Here is a 15,619-nt window from a genome sequence, read left to right on the forward strand (position 1 = left end):
AGTTCAAACCAGAACTGGACAAAACGATACCGGCTGCCCACCATCAAACCAGAACGACACTCCCGTTTTGGAAAGATTGCTCAATGACCAGACAAACCACCAAACACGTTTTTCTCTCCCACGGACTTGAGAGCGGCCCTGGAGGCACCAAAATCCAGGCAATGAAAACCCTGGCGGAGACCCTGGATAACGTTCAGGCGCATGCCATTGACCACCGCAGCACCAAAGACCCGGCCGTTCGCCTTGCCCAAATGCAGGAGGCCATTGCCAACAGCGGCGCCACCCCGGAAAACACTATCCTGGCGGGCTCCAGCATGGGAGGCTGGGTATGTGCCCAGGCCAGCGAACAGACAGAGGTTCTGGGGTGCTTCCTGCTGGCGCCGGCGCTCGCGCTTCCCGACTACCCCCAATCCAGCCCACGCATTCAAGCCAGGCATACTCAAATCATTCACGGCTGGCATGACGACGTAGTGCCAGTCATGCCTGTTATCAAGCTCGCCCGGCAACAGGCGCTTTCAATCTTGCTCCTTTCCGATGGCCACCGGCTCGAGAACAGCCTTGACCGGGTCGTTGAAGAGTTTCGGCAATTTCTATTCAGAGCAGGCTTGACGCAAACGGGAACTCGTCAAAAATAATCCAAAAGGGCCAATTTCTTGCGAAAGTCGCCGACTTTTGCCAGTCTTTAATAATGTAACAATAGATAACTGTAAAAAAACGAACGGAGAAAACCCGATGAGCAGCATGAGTAAATTCAAGAAACTGGCCGGACTTTCAGCGTTCGCATTCGCGGCAATGACCGCAGCAAACTCCGTGAATGCGGCCAATTGGCGTTACGCACACGAAGAATATGAAGGCGACGTACAGGATGTATACGCATACAAATTCAAGGAATACATCGAAGACAATTCCGATCACACCCTGCAGGTGTATCGTTTTGGTGAACTCGGTGAGTCCGATGACATCATGGAGCAGACCCAGGCTGGCATTCTGAACTTTGTAAACCAGTCGCCTGGCTTTACCGGCTCCCTGATCCCCGAAGCGCAGATCTTCTTCATTCCTTACCTGATGCCCACCGACATGAACACGGTCATCGAGTTCTTCCGTCAAAGTGACGCGATCAACAAGGACTTCCCGAAGCTCTATGCCGAAAAAGGACTGGAACTGCTTCAGATGTACCCGGAAGGCGAAATGGTCGTCACAGTTGATGAACCTGTTACCACGCCCGAGGAATTCAATAACAAGAAGATCCGGGTCATGACCAACCCGCTTCTGTCAGAAACCTACTCGGCCTTTGGCGCAACTCCGACGCCACTGCCCTGGGGTGAAGTTTACGGTGCTCTGCAGACCAACATGATTCAGGGCCAGGAAAACCCGATCTTCTGGATCGAGTCTGGTGGACTGTATGAAGTGTCTCCTAACCTGGTCTTCACCAGCCACGGTTGGTTTACTACCGCAGCAATGGCCAACAAGAATTTCTACGACGGCCTGTCCGATGACGACAAGAAACTTATCCAGGACGCAGCAGACTTTGCCTTTGAGGAAATCATTGTTCACATCGACGGTCTGGCGGATGAAGCTCTGGCGAAAATCCAGGAAGCCAGCGACAAGGTTACCGTCACGCGTTTGAACGACGAGCAGATCGCAGCCTTTAAGGAACGAGCTCCGCAGGTTGAGCAGAAGTTCATTGAAATGGCTGGTCAGGGCGGTGAAGATCTTCTGAACCAGTTCAAGAAAGATCTGGAAGCAGTACAGAACGACTAATCCTGAGTCGTTCATGTCCGCCGGCACCCACGCCGGCGGACATTTGTTTTATTGAACTAACCACGCCCCGCCAAAAGCCAATGACCGGCTGGGAGCGACATGATCTGGAGCAGACCCCATGTCCGAGAACCCCCCGGAGATAGAAGACGATACCGGCCCTTTTGAGTCCGGACTGCCCGGATTTCTGGGAACCATAGACACATGGATCGCCAATACGGAGGCCGTCATACTGGCAGCAGGCGTGATCCTTATGGCCATCAACACCTGCGTAAATGTTATTGCCCGGTTTGTATTTGGAGAAGGTCTGTTCTTTTCCGGCGAAATCAACCGCATCCTCATCATTCTGGTGACCTTTGCCGGCATCGGTTATGCAGCACGCTACGGGCGCCATATCCGGATGTCCGCCGTTTATGATGCCCTCCCGACCAAAGGCCGGAAAGCATTGATGATATTCATCGCCCTGTTCACATCCGTGGTGATGTTCTTCCTTTGCTACCACTCGTACGGATACATCGAAACTCTCTATAGCCGTGGCCGCATTTTGCCGGCATTGGGTTTTGAAATCTGGTGGATCTACATATGGGCACCCGTGGGCTTCGCGGTGACCGGTATCCAGTATTTCCTCACCGCCATCAAGAACTTCACCAGTGAGGATGTCTACCTCTCCACCGGTGTGATTGACGGTTACGCTGACACAGAATCGGAAGTCTGATCCGGTTTCGCACCGGACTCGATAACAAAGGGCACACCTATGGCGACAATTCTAATGATCATCATGATCGGGCTGCTGCTCCTCGGCTTCCCGATGATGATTCCACTGACGACCGCCGCCGTCGTTGGTTTTGTAATGATGTTCGACGGCTTCGGCCAGATGGGCACGTTCATTCAGCAAATGATGGGGGGCATAAGGCCCGCGTCTCTGATTGCAGTACCCATGTTCATTCTTGCCGCCGACATCATGACCCGTGGCCAGTCAGCAGACCGGCTTATCAACATGGTCATGGCCTTTATTGGCCATATTAAAGGCGGGCTGGCAATCAGTACTGCGACATCCTGTACGCTATTTGGTGCCGTTTCCGGCTCGACCCAGGCTACGGTTGTTGCTGTGGGCTCTCCCCTGCGCCCCAAAATGCTCAAGGCGGGTTATTCCGACTCGTTTACTCTGGCCTTGATTATCAACGCCAGTGACATTGCCTTCCTGATCCCCCCCAGCATCGGCATGATTATCTACGGGGTTATCTCTCAGACCTCCATTGCCGAGCTGTTCATCGCGGGTGTGGGCCCGGGCATCCTGATCCTCTTCATGTTCTCGCTCTATTGCCTGTTTTACGCATACAAAAACAAGGTTCCAACAGAACCCAAGGCCACCTGGAGCCAGCGCGCTGTGTCCGTGCGTGATGCCCTCTGGCCACTGTTCTTCCCGGTCATTATTGTTGGCGGTATCTACGGCGGCATTTTTAGCCCGACAGAAGCGGCAGCGGTCTGCGTACTCTATGCGTTCCTGCTCGAATTCGTTATCTTCCGCTCTTTGAAGCTTGGTGAAGTCTACAAAATTGCCAAGTCCACTGGTTTGATCACAGCCGTTGTCTTTATTCTGGTAGCCGTGGGCAATGGCTTCTCCTGGATTATTTCATTCGCCCAGATCCCTCAGGCAATTCTGGAATCCGTTGGCGTCAACGAGGCCGGGCCGGTAGGCGTGCTTATCGCCATCTGTGTCTCGTTCTTCATTGCCTGTATGTTTGTCGACCCCATTGTTGTCATTCTGGTACTGACGCCTATCTTTGCTCCCGCCATTCAGGCCACAGGCCTGGATCCGGTACTTGTTGGTGTACTCATCACCTTGCAAGTCGCAATCGGCTCAGCCACGCCGCCATTTGGTTGCGATATTTTCACAGCCATTGCGATTTTCAAGCGGCCGTATCTGGAAGTTATTCGGGGTACACCTCCGTTTATTTTCATGCTGATCACAGCGGCTGGACTGATCATTGCATTTCCGGACATCGCTCTGTTCCTGCGTGATCTCGCCTTTGCAGACGGATAGCAACCGGACCTGAATTCTTAAGGAGAAAACCATGTTCAAAAGGATACTGGTGGCGGTGGATGGCTCCAAAACCTCTCTCAAGGCTCTTGATAAGGCCATCGAGTTGCAAAAGCTGATCCCTGCGGCAGAAATATTTATTATCTGCGTCTACAAACACCACAGCCTGTTTGAAGCATCGCTATCCATTGGCCGGCCTGCCGACATGGACATTCCGGATAAGGTGCTTTCGGAGTACGCCAAAGAGGTAGTCAATCACGCCAAAGATATGGCGAAGGACCATGGAGCGACCAAGATTCGCGGCTTTGTGAAAGCCGGACGCCCCTCGAAGGTTATTATAAAATTTGCCCAGGATAAGGAAGCGGATCTGATCGTGGTGGGCACCCGAGGCACCCACAGCGACAAAGACGGGATGATACTTGGCAGCGTGTCCCACCGGGTCGCCTCGCACGCTAAATGCCCCGTCCTGGTTGTCTAGGAGTCTGGAGACACCTCAACGTTATCACGACCGCTGGTTTTAGCCCGGTACAGCATGTCATCTGCAAGCTTCAACAACTGCTCCGGCTGGCTTGTGCTGGCCGGCCAGTTGGCCACTCCGACGGATATGGTCAGATGTCCGAGATTGTTGCCCTCGAACATCACTGTTTCGTTCCGCGCTGCCGCTCGCAGTTCTTCAGCTCGCTCTCTGGCGCCTATGATGTCAGAGGCGGGCAAAACTACCACAAACTCCTCACCTCCATAACGACACACGATATCGCTTCCCCGGAACCGGGATTTCAGTATCGACGCAAATACCTGCAAAGCCGCATCTCCCGCCTCGTGCCCGTGGTTATCGTTAAAGCGTTTGAAGTGATCAATATCCAGCAGCAACAGCGAAAGTGGTGAATTATTGCGTAAAGCAACAGCTGTTTCATGTGCAATGAGCTGATCAAAGTAGCGGCGATTTTTCAGACCAGTGAGCGCGTCTTCATAGGAAAATCGCAACAGATCTTCCCGGAGCGAAATACCTGAGAGCGTAACTCCAATGCGTTCTGCAACCAGGTTAATGGAGGACATAAGCCGCGCTGCACCGTATTCCGTGTACCCTGAGTTGCTGATGCTATCGCCATCAAACAACAATATGCCTTCAAGCCTCGAGCCGTGGCTTGCGAATTCAACGTTAACAGGAAAGCACACCCGTCCCTGCCAGCTCCTGGCGGCAGCTTCATCATCCTCTAGCGCACCGGCCGCAAGGCGCAACGGAACGGGCAACTGGTCGAGAGTAACAACAACCGGCAATAACTCCGGATTGGGATCCTTACTGTCATAACCCCATGAGCCAAGGCGTTGGTAGCTGCCATCGTTCAGACGCCGATAAAGCATGCCTTTAAGCGGACGGGAAAGCCTCGGCATAGCTTCGACCAGCAGCTGAAACGCCTGGTTGACACTGGCACACGCTTGCAACTCGGTAATCACATCTGAAAATATCTGACGCTTCTCGTTCTCAAATGCCAGTATGCTCGTTCTCGCCTGCTCTCGTTGTAAAAGGGTTTCCGCCTTTTTCGTACGCTCGGCCACCTGCTGCTCCAGAGTCACAGTCAGGTCTTGCAAGGCCTTCTGGGTGGCAACAAAGTGCCGTAGCGAAATAATGACCACCGCCAGGGCAAAGAAAAGCAAACCGAGGCTGACCGGAACATCACTCCAGGGCACAACACCATGAGCCACCGCCATATCGGTGATAAGAAGAACACCAAATATTCCGAACGCCAACACAAGGGCCTGCTGTTCGACGGACAGGGACCGCAAGCGCGGCACTGTCAACGCTCCCATTGCTGACAACGAAAACAGGAGCAGGACATCAAAAACCGGAAAGGTGGACGAGAGCGACACGACTCCTGTTAACGCCAGGCCCAAAGCACCCACCACGTATCCCAGATGCAAGCGCCAGATCAAGCTAATCGCCCGCCGCGACCTGTGATCACTTAACCACTCATCCAACATAAGCCCCATGGCCACAGGAAGCAGGTAGTAGCTTCCTGCTGCAAGGTAATTCCACAACAGGGCAGAAGGAACAATCAGCTGGCTGGCCTGGCTCTCTGCCACCACCATAACGGATGAGGCCAGGGCAAACAGCGCGATACTGAAAAAGGTCTTTCTTCCGCCCTGAAGCAGAGAGAAGACCAGAGCCAGCAATGCCACCAATAGAGAAAACCCGGCGATCAACAAGGCTTCAAGTGAGTTTTCAAGAATATAGAGAATGAGTTCGGAGTGATCGATGATGCCGATTTCACCCCAAAAACCTATGTCCGTATAATCGGAAAACACGCGGAAATAGAGCGTTTTATTTTCGTAGTGTTCAGGCAACGCGATCTCGTGCCATGGCCAGCCTTCAAACTTGCCCCGTCCATCCTGGTCGAAGGTTCCGTACTGATAGATTTTTTCGCCGTCCAACCAGGCCTGGAGAATCAGGTCGGCACTCAAGATATAAAAAACCGGTACCTGCCAGTCGCCCGCCGGCAGTGTCACCCGAAACCACACCTGTTCCTGACCATCACGACCAGGAGGGTTACCCGGAAAATCAATGGCATGCCATTGATCTGGATCTTGCGCAGCCGACCAGTCGGGCACGCCTTCCTCGGTGAAAGGTAAATCGCCCCAACGGTATTCCCAGCCTTCAGTCACTGGCTGTGGTGCAGCGGTAGCGGTAACAGAAAAGAGCCCGTAAAAGGCGCAAAAGACGATTATCTGGATTTTCAGAAAGTGCCGGCACATGGGCGCAGAAATCCTGCCTGAAAGGGCGTTACAGGGCAGTATAGAACACCATCGTCATTCCCGGTATCAGGCAGGCTGCAGGGCCAGGGATAGGCCCTGCAGATTCAGTGCTCAAACAAACATCACAAACCAGACTTCAGTTTCTCCCAATACTTGGCGTACACCTGCAAGGCTTCATCACCAATATCGCTCTGAAACTCAGCGTTAACCATGTCTTCAGGTGTTGGATAGCTCGCACGATTCCCGGCAACCTCATCGCCCAACAAATCCCTTGCTGACAGCACAGGCGTGGCATAGCCGATGTCTTCGCTGATCAGTGCCGCAATTTCTGGCTGCAGCACGAAGCTGATGAATTTGTGAGCGGCTTCCGGATTCTTGGCGTTCTTGGGAATCACAAAGCTATCCAGCCAGGCGATAACGCCCTCCTTGGGGTACACATATTCCAAGGCTTCCATGCTGTCCTTGCCCATAACGGCTTCACCGTTCCAGATCATGCCAACATCCGCCTCGCCTTCAAGGAACGGCATACGGGGGGCGTCTGAATTGAAGGTACGCACGGAGGGCATCAGCTCTGTCAGCTTTTCATAGGCTTCTTCAATCTGTTGCGGGTCGGTGCTGTTACCGGAATAACCCAGAACACGCAGCCCCATGTGGAAAACTTCCCGCATGTCATTGGTCAGATTCACCCGACCTTCGAAACGCTCATCCCAGAGATCTTCCCAGGCGGTCACAGGTTCGCCTTCGATATCGGCGGTATCAACACCAATGCCTGTAGTCCCCCAGAGATACGGCACGCTGTACTGGTTGTCCGGATCTATATCCAGGCCGACAAGCTCGGAATCAAGCTGATCAAAGCCGCTGATTTTGCTTTGATCGATGGGCAGCAACAGACCTTCGTTGCGCATTTTACTCACGTAGTAGGTCGATGGCACCGCAAGATCATAGGCGGCGCTCTCATCCAGCAGTTTTAGTCGCGCATACATGGCTTCGTTGCTGTCGTAGGTAGTGTAGACAACTTTTATGCCGGTCTCATCCTGGAAGCGGGTCAACACCTCCTGCGGCATATACTCAGACCAGTTGTACAGATTCAGTACCTGCGGGTCGTCCGAGCTGCAGCCCATAAGGCCCAGTGCCAGCGCGCCGGCCAGTGCGAGTTTTTTCATTGTTTGCTCCTTGAGAGAATCCATTGCGACATCATCAACATCACCAGTGAGAACACGAGCAACAAAGTGCCCAGTGCGTTTACTTCGGGTTTAAGCCCGACACGCACCATGGAATAGATGCGTAAAGGGAGAATTTCGTAACTCGGGCCGCTTACAAAAGTGCTCACCACAACATCATCCATGGAAAGCGTGAAACCCAACAGCCATCCGGCCATCAACGCCGGCATGATAACCGGTATCAGCACCGTCCGGGTCATGGTGAAGTCACTCGCGCCCAGGTCCCTCGCCGCCTCAGGCAGACGCTCATCAAACCCGGCAAGCCTCGCCATAACGGTAATCACCACGAACGGCAGACAGAAAGTAACGTGTGCCAGCAGCAGCGATACGTATCCAAGCTGCAGGCCCAGCAACAAGAATAGGCCGAGCAATGAAATCGCCAGCACGATTTCCGGGGACATCATGACCACAAACAGCATTCCATTCAGCACTTTCTTGCCACGAAAGCGATAGCGGTGCAAAGCAAGAGCGGTCAGCGCTCCGATTAACGTGGACACAGTGGCCGCCGTGAGCGCTAGCCACAACGAGTTCCACATTGCCTGCACCATGGCGTGATTATTGAACAGCGATTCGTACCAGCGCAGGCTGAGTCCGCCCCAGCTGTACCCGGTGCGGGAGTCGTTAAAAGAAAACACCACCAATACAATAATCGGTACATACAACAGCAAATAGACCAGAGCAAGATAACTACGGGAAAGCCAACGCATCACGCCCCCTCCTCGCCCAGGCGGCGTTTACTCAAACGATGGGCAAACATCAGCAGCGCCATAGTGAAGGTCAGTACGATGCTGGCGGCAGCGCCAAACGGCCAGTTGCGGGCATCCAGAAACTGGTTCTTGATCACGTTACCCACCAGCAGGTTACGCGAACCACCCAGAATATCCGGCACGAAGAACAACCCCATGGCGGGCAACAATACCAACATGACACCCGCCAGCACGCCCGGCAGTGTCAGCGGTATGATGACATTTGTAAACGTAGCGAAGCGCCCTGCACCCAGATCGTGAGACGCAAGCAGCACATCCTGCCTTAAATCCTCAAATACCGAGTAAAGAGGCAGAATCATGAACGGCAGCAGAAGATAAACCAGGCCGACAACCACGGCACCTTCGGTGTAAAGAAGCTGCGCCGGTTCCTCGATCACACCCAGTGACATGAGCGCACTGTTCAACAGCCCGTTGGTTGCCAGAATCAATTTCAGGGCATAGGTGCGTACCAGCGAATTCGTCCAGAATGGCACGATCAACAGAAAAATCAGCAGCATCTGCCTGCGCTTTTCCACATGTGACAGTGCCCAGGCAAACGGATAGCCGATCAACAGACAGATCAGCGTGGTCATAACCGCCATGTAAAGAGAGTGAAGAAACACCTCCAGGTACAGCGGATTGAACAATTGCCGATAGGCGTCCAGGTTCAGTGGCAAGGCAATAAAGGTTGAGGGGTCACGCGTCATTACGCTGGCACCCACCACCAGCATATTGGGCGCAAGCACGAGGAACAGCAGCCAACCCCACACCAGCACCAGAACAGCCGCTCTGAACGGCTGTTGCTTAATGCTCAGCATCATCGGCAGCCAGCTCCTCTTCATCCGTCAATGGCTCGTCACTTTCTTCGGCCAACAACCATTCCCAACCGTCTACCCAGCTGACGCGCACACGCTCGCCAATGCTGTAATCAAACGCGGGGTCGTCTTCGTCAAAAAACTCGCTTGCCATCACCTGGATGCCATCTTCCAGCTCAATAACCGAATCCAGGGTGCTGCCTTTGTAGTTGCGCTCGACAATCTTGCCAGCTACGCCATCGGTATCATCTGGCGCGAGTACCCGAATATCTTCCGGGCGCAGCAGAACATGCAGCGATTGGTTCATTGCAATGCGAAAAGGGGGCTTACTCAGCTCCCGGTTCAGGCCAAACACATCCACGCTGATGCGGTCGCCCTCAATCCTGGTAACCCGGCCCGGAAAAAAGTTAGTCTGGCCTACAAAACGTGCGGTGAATACATTCGCCGGGCGTTCATAGACTTCCCGGGGCGTACCCAGCTGCTGAACACGACCATCTTTAAGTACCACGATTCGATCAGACATGGACAGCGCTTCTTCCTGATCGTGAGTAACAAACACGAAGGTTATGCCCAACTCACGCTGCAGGCGCTTCAACTCTACCTGCATAGTACGGCGCAACTTATAATCCAGCGCCGACAGCGGCTCATCAAGTAACAACATCTTTGGTCGCTTGACCACCGCGCGAGCAATAGCAACCCGCTGCTGCTGGCCACCGGACAGCTGGTGCGGCTTGCGCTTTGCAAAGTCCTCCAGCTGAACCATGGCCAACGCCTCATCGACCCGATCACGGATTTCTGCTTTCGGCCGTTTCTCCATCTTCAGGCCATAGGCAACATTGTCGAAAACCGACATGTGCGGAAACAGCGCGTAATTCTGGAACACGGTATTCAGCGGCCGCTGCTCTGGTGGCGTCTGGGTAATATCCACACCAGATAGAGTGACAATGCCATGATCCGGGAGGTCGAAGCCTGCCATCATACGCAACAAGGTGGTTTTACCGCAGCCGGAGGGGCCAAGGAGGGTGATAAACTCGCCATCGTAGATCTCCAGATCCAGACTGTCGAGCACGGTTTTGCCACCGAATTGCTTGGAAAGATTGCTCAGGAATAGCAAAGTCTGTTTCATTGGCGCTGCCCAAAGAATGAGCGACCTATTTTCACAGAAACAGATGGAATCAAAAAGGGGGCCGCCAGATATTTCTGACGACCCGGAGAACGCACCATCAGGGAGCAGCGTTAATTGCTATGTTCACTATTCGCTGGTCTTGATCGACTGGGGTCTCTGCCTCGTTGTAGCCACTTCCGGTTTGCGGGTATGTGACCATCAGGTATTCGGCCATCGCATCCTGCTCACCACCGGCAGGTGAGAAATCACTCAATCCAGGGCTGACCGTTACGTCCACCTTGTCGGGCGCCACCAGACTCTTGAACGGGTAGCCGTCACCGCAAGAGGCGGTGGCGTTGTTCACACAGTCTCCCGCAAGAAAACCGAGGGTAACCAGCCTGATGGAACTGCCCGCTGTATCAACCATACCGGCAGTCACCACATCCTGGGCAACAGACCCGTCACTGTTCAGAATCTCCAGTTCGCGCACCCGGCTGGTCATGACCGGAGCGAGATTGGAATCACCATTGGCACGAGCAGCCTCACGGTAATCAAATTCAACTCGCATACCAGCAATCTGCGGGAACCGCCCCGGCGTGGCACCTTCCTCGCTGGCAGCAAACGCATATTCCAGAAGGTCCGCCAGTTCTGCGGGTGTAACGGTGACCATGGTCAGGTCGTTATTGAACCGCAGGCTGGTCTCCAGATCCAACTGGGAAATACCACCCTCAGGCTTGCCAACCGCGTCATTGGCCGCCGGCGGCAGGAACACGATTTCGGATGGGTCGGACGTTCCCGGGGGCTGTAGCGCCTGACCGATATTATCCCGAATGCCGCCACCGTTTTTAAGAGATACAGCCACCGACGCATCCTGATGTCGTGCCAACCACAGGTTCGCTTCTGCGGTCAGGTTGCCAAGGTTGGTTTCCTCACTGCGAACCTGGTTGCGGCGCCCCTCGAGATATACGGCTGTTTTACCCAGAATATTGCCGTCTTTGGCCAGTAGCACCTCATCAAGCGCATCAGTAATAGCATCGACGGTGTCGTTAACTTCGAAGGTCTGGGTGATCATACCCGTCGACCAGGCACCGTTGACCCCTGGGTCCAACGCGCCTTTGTTGATCAAACCTTGTGCGTCAAATTCCAGCACCAGTCGGCCCAGATAGCTGAAGTCGCCTGCAGTGTTGACGACCAGGACTGGCTCACCGGAAGCGGAGTCATACGACAAAGGGTAGTCATCAGCCGCCGCATCTCCATCACGCAACGAATCATTGCTGTCCGCAAGCAAGGTGTTGGAGCCACCGGCAATAATCAGGTCCACTCCATCAAGCCGGGGTGCCAGCGCCTTCTCGACACTGATCTGCTGCATATGAGCCAGAAGGATGATCTTGTTGATGCCGGCATCGATCAGCTTATCGACGTCCTCCTGGATATCGGCCGCCAGCGCGTCAAGGTTCTCATCCACGGCGGGGTCGAAGGCAGCAGGCGTAATGGTCAGCGAACCAGTGCTGGTGATGCTGGACAAAGTGGGAACCGAAGCACCAACGATACCGATGGTCTCACCATCCACCTGGAGTGTCGTTGACGCGGCAAGGGTCCCGCCTTCTGCCGACATACCGTCTGGAGCCACCAGCGGCGCCGTGTTGCTATCGGTAGTGAAATCGATGTTTGCAGAGAGATAGGGGAACTGCGCTCCAGGCCAGTCACCATCTGCCGTGATAAGCCCGGCAAAATCTTCGGTTCCAGTATCCAGATCGTGGTTGCCCACTACAGATGCTTGCACACCCATCGCATTCAGCCAGGCAATGTTCGCCCGTCCATTACCGGGGCTACCCAGAGTGGGCGCAAGGCTGCTATCGCTTGCCGCAAAGAATTCCGGCCCGGGAATCAGGTTGTCGCCCGAACTCAACAAAAGAGTGCGCTCTGGCATCTCGGCGCGGAACCCATCCACAAGTGCAGACATGTTACGAACATCGGCGGCACCGCCACTGCCATCGATATCCGCAAAATGCAGAACCTGAATAGAAAAAGTATCGGCGGCTGTTGCGGGTACAGAGTCATCGTCATCACTGCATGCCGTCAGCGCTGCAGCAGACAGTGCCAGAATAACAGCACGGGTGAGTGGTCTGGGTTCAAACATGGGGCTCTTTCCTTGTCTCGTTTCTGGTGGCTGCCGTCGCGTTAAGCGCGCGGGCCCTCAAAGACAATAGAAAGAGGAGGTGACATACTCATGACCGAAGGAAGTCAGAAATATGTCACCGGGGAGTACAGCTTGTCAGTCTTCGGCAATGCTGTTCAGATAGGCTTTATCTGAAATATTGGTCCACTGACGAACCCGCTTCAGGTAATCGAATTGGGAATCGATGATTTCTTTCGCCAACTCATCTTTCTCAGCAGCTTCGGCCAGCAACTTGTTAGTTGCTTCGCGCATCGCCTCGATGACTTCCGGCGGGAAGGTCTTGTGCGTGACCTCCGGATAGTCTTCTTTCATACGATCCCAGGCCACACCGCTCTCGTCATAGCTCTGGATGTACATGTCATAGGCAGCAAGACGCATGGCAACCCGAAGGATTTCCTGAAGGTCCTTGGGCAGGCTCTTCCAGGTTTTTTGGTTGATCAGAAACTGCACTTCTGCACCCGGCTCCTGCCAGCCGGAATAGTAATACTTCGCGATCTGGTGGAAGCCCATCGGAAAATCAAGAGCCGGCCCGACCCACTCGACCGCATCAACTGTACCGCGCTCAAGCGCTGTGTATAGCTCTCCGGGCGGCAGGTTGGTTACGGCCACGCCGAGTTCGGACATGACTTCACCCGCAAACCCCGGGGTGCGCATTTTCAGGCCTTTGAGATCCGCTACAGAATTGATCTCCTTGTTGAACCAACCACCCATCTGGTTGCCGGTGTTGCCACCAGGGAAAGAGAGCAGTCCGTACGGCTCATAAACCTTCTGCATCAACTCCATGCCTTCGCCATGGTAAAACCATGCATACATTTCTGGCGCAATCAGGCCGAAGGGGATGGTGGTGAAGTACATGGCATTGGGAATCGTGCCCTTATAATAATAAGAAGCCGTGTGTCCCATGTCGTACTGACCATTGCGCACCAGGTCAAAAATGCCGAAAGGCGCTTTATGCTTGTTGGAGCTGTCGATACGGATTTTAAGGCGTCCACCGGACATTTCTTCCGCCATCGCAGCCATATGTTCAGTGGTTTCACCAAGAATCGGTGAGTTAGGCCCCCAGGTTTGCGCAAGGCGCAAAGTGTAATTTTCTGCTGCTACGCCGAGCGTACTAACAGAGAACAGCAGCGTCACCGCCGCCATTCTGAACAGACGAGTCATCATTGTTGGCACCATTTCATGTTGTTATGTTATTGCTATATCGCGAACGCGCCCACAATCTTAGCCCGTGATGACACCTTGCGCCAAGGGCTGTAATCACAGCCGCAAGCGCATGGCCCTTCGCATGTATTGATCAGACCTTGAACCGGCTCACCAGATCCCGCAGGCTTTCGCCCAGACGAGCCAGCTCATGGCTGGCCTCATTGGTCTGAGTAACCCCGGTATCACTGCGCTGCGCTGCATCGACAATGCGTACCACGTTCTGATTGATCTCTTCCGCCACCTGGCTTTGCTGCTCGGCCGCAGTGGCAATCTGGGTTACCTGATCATGGATCTGCCCAACCGATTTCTCAATGGTCACCAGCGCACCTGTGGCGTGATTAATCCGCTCCACCGTCTCCGACGAACGGTCGCGCGATCGATTCATTCGCTCTACGGCTGAGCGGGTTTCACTGACGAAGCCATCGATCATTTCACGGATCTGATCCGCGGATTCCGCACTGCGCCGAGCCAGTTGACGGACCTCATCTGCGACCACAGAGAAGCCGCGACCATGGTCGCCTGCTCTGGCCGCCTCGATAGCCGCGTTCAGTGCGAGCAAGTTGGTCTGTTCGGTCACGGACTGAATCACGTCCAGCACCCTCTGGATGTCATCTGATTTCTCAGCCAGAGCGTTAATACTGAGTGCGCTTTCCTGAATTTCCTCAGAAAGCTTGTTTACCGAACCTTGCGCATTGGCGATGGTCTCGCCACCGTCTCGGGCCATGCGGTCAGCATCTGATGCAGCACTTTCAACTTCGCTGGCGTTTCCGGAAATCTGCTGGATGGTTGCTGCCATTTCATTGATTGCAGAAGCAATCTGATCGGTTTCGGATCCCTGTTCCTGAACCGACGCTCGTGTTTCATTGGCGACACGGCTCAATTCCTCGGCAGCAGATGCTACCTGATCAGTTGTGGCGCCGACTTCCCGGATAGTCGTCTGAATTTTGATAACAAAGGCGTTAAAGCGACGGCCCAGTTCAGAAAGCTCATCACGGCCCTCTTCTGGCAAACGCTGACGCAAATCACCATCACCATCAGCAATCTCCTGCATCATGTCGCTGACTCTTTTCAAAGGCACCGTCACTGTGCGGCCGACGAAAACACCAATTACCAGCGAGGTGACCACAGCAACAGCTGTGACCAACAGAATAAAGCCAAGCATTGCACCTATGTTATCCTCGATTTCCACGCGCGCAGCATCAACCTGTCGGTCAATATCGGTAACGTAGACACCCGCCCCAATCATCCAGTCCCACCCCGGAATAATCGCGGAGTAAGACACTTTGGGCTCTTCGTTACCGGAAGCCGGATTAGGCCAGTCATATCCGAGATAGCCCGTGGATTCTGCCGCACCAAACAGGCTGCCAACGAGTTTTTTGACGACCGGACTATTGTCTTTACCCTCTCGGGAAGGGTCCGGAGAATAAGCGACTGCCTGCGCTGCCCTGTTGTATGCGAAGACGTAATTCGTCTTCTCGAACCGGATAGAACGCAAGCGGGATGCAGCCTGGGCCTTTGCTTCTTCCTCAGACAGTTCAGGGTCGTTTTTTGCTTCCAGCACCACCGCTTTCGCGGCATCGATCAGGTTCTTCAGCCCTGCCTTTCGAGCTTCCAGAAGGCTTGATTCAAGACGCTTTAACTCTGCCTCCCCGTGAGCCTGAATCTGGCTGACAGAAATCCAGGCGACCGTCGCGGCTGTAACCAGGACCGGTATCAATACGGCCAGAAGCAGACGGGTTCGAATATGCAGGTTGTTCAGAAAATTCATTACGGCAGATCCTCAGAAAAGCATTGTCTCGAA

The 15,619-nt window shown here is 54.0% G+C and carries 13 protein-coding genes; 5 read left to right on the forward strand and 8 right to left on the reverse strand.

What is annotated here, in order from left to right:
* Positions 1-83 precede the first annotated feature (83 nt).
* The 5 genes from Q4606_RS10870 (at position 84) to Q4606_RS10890 (ending at position 4,277) form a co-directional block, all read left to right on the forward strand.
* Entirely contained in the window at positions 84-635 is a 552-nt protein-coding gene (locus tag Q4606_RS10870; RefSeq protein WP_303607526.1) for a YqiA/YcfP family alpha/beta fold hydrolase, read from the forward strand.
* Between the two features lie 97 nt (positions 636-732).
* Positions 733-1,761, forward strand: a complete 1,029-nt coding sequence (gene dctP / locus Q4606_RS10875) for a TRAP transporter substrate-binding protein DctP (RefSeq protein WP_303596947.1) — start codon at positions 733-735, stop codon at positions 1,759-1,761.
* A 118-nt stretch (positions 1,762-1,879) separates the two neighbouring features.
* On the forward strand, positions 1,880-2,473 hold the full coding sequence (locus Q4606_RS10880; protein WP_303596946.1) for a TRAP transporter small permease: 594 nt from the start codon (positions 1,880-1,882) through the stop codon (positions 2,471-2,473).
* A gap of 39 nt (positions 2,474-2,512) precedes the next feature.
* Entirely contained in the window at positions 2,513-3,802 is a 1,290-nt protein-coding gene (locus Q4606_RS10885; RefSeq protein WP_303596945.1) for a TRAP transporter large permease, read from the forward strand.
* Between the two features lie 31 nt (positions 3,803-3,833).
* Entirely contained in the window at positions 3,834-4,277 is a 444-nt protein-coding gene (locus tag Q4606_RS10890; protein ID WP_303596944.1) for a universal stress protein, read from the forward strand.
* Here Q4606_RS10890 and Q4606_RS10895 read toward each other — a convergent pair.
* The 8 genes from Q4606_RS10895 to Q4606_RS10930 form a co-directional block, all read right to left on the reverse strand.
* A complete protein-coding gene (locus Q4606_RS10895) occupies positions 4,274-6,550 on the reverse strand; it encodes a diguanylate cyclase (protein WP_303607527.1) in 2,277 nt (758 codons plus the stop codon). The two genes, Q4606_RS10890 and Q4606_RS10895, sit on opposite strands and share 4 nt — an antisense overlap.
* Positions 6,551-6,672: 122 nt before the next feature.
* Positions 6,673-7,713 carry an extracellular solute-binding protein gene (locus tag Q4606_RS10900; RefSeq protein ID WP_303607528.1) on the reverse strand — a complete coding sequence of 347 codons (1,041 nt, stop codon included), beginning with the start codon at positions 7,711-7,713 and terminating at the stop codon, positions 6,673-6,675.
* Complete coding sequence (gene potC / locus Q4606_RS10905; RefSeq protein WP_303596941.1) at positions 7,710-8,477, reverse strand: spermidine/putrescine ABC transporter permease PotC; 768 nt, start codon at positions 8,475-8,477, stop codon at positions 7,710-7,712. Before potC ends, Q4606_RS10900 begins: the two co-directional genes overlap by 4 nt.
* Positions 8,477-9,337, reverse strand: a complete 861-nt coding sequence (potB, locus tag Q4606_RS10910) for a spermidine/putrescine ABC transporter permease PotB (RefSeq protein WP_303596940.1) — start codon at positions 9,335-9,337, stop codon at positions 8,477-8,479. Before potB ends, potC begins: the two co-directional genes overlap by 1 nt.
* On the reverse strand, positions 9,321-10,457 hold the full coding sequence (potA, locus tag Q4606_RS10915; protein WP_303596939.1) for a spermidine/putrescine ABC transporter ATP-binding protein PotA: 1,137 nt from the start codon (positions 10,455-10,457) through the stop codon (positions 9,321-9,323). Before potA ends, potB begins: the two co-directional genes overlap by 17 nt.
* Before the next feature lie 97 nt (positions 10,458-10,554).
* Positions 10,555-12,576 (reverse strand): bifunctional metallophosphatase/5'-nucleotidase, encoded by a 2,022-nt coding sequence (locus tag Q4606_RS10920; protein ID WP_303607529.1) that lies wholly within the window; start codon positions 12,574-12,576, stop codon positions 10,555-10,557.
* 135 nt (positions 12,577-12,711) lie between these two features.
* Complete coding sequence (locus Q4606_RS10925) at positions 12,712-13,776, reverse strand: TRAP transporter substrate-binding protein (RefSeq protein WP_303597170.1); 1,065 nt, start codon at positions 13,774-13,776, stop codon at positions 12,712-12,714.
* 133 nt (positions 13,777-13,909) lie between these two features.
* Complete coding sequence (locus Q4606_RS10930; protein WP_303607530.1) at positions 13,910-15,586, reverse strand: methyl-accepting chemotaxis protein; 1,677 nt, start codon at positions 15,584-15,586, stop codon at positions 13,910-13,912.
* Positions 15,587-15,619: the final 33 nt, after the last annotated feature.

It is taken from the genome of Marinobacter sp. 1_MG-2023 (assembly GCF_030549045.1).
Classification (GTDB): Bacteria; Pseudomonadota; Gammaproteobacteria; order Pseudomonadales; family Oleiphilaceae; genus Marinobacter.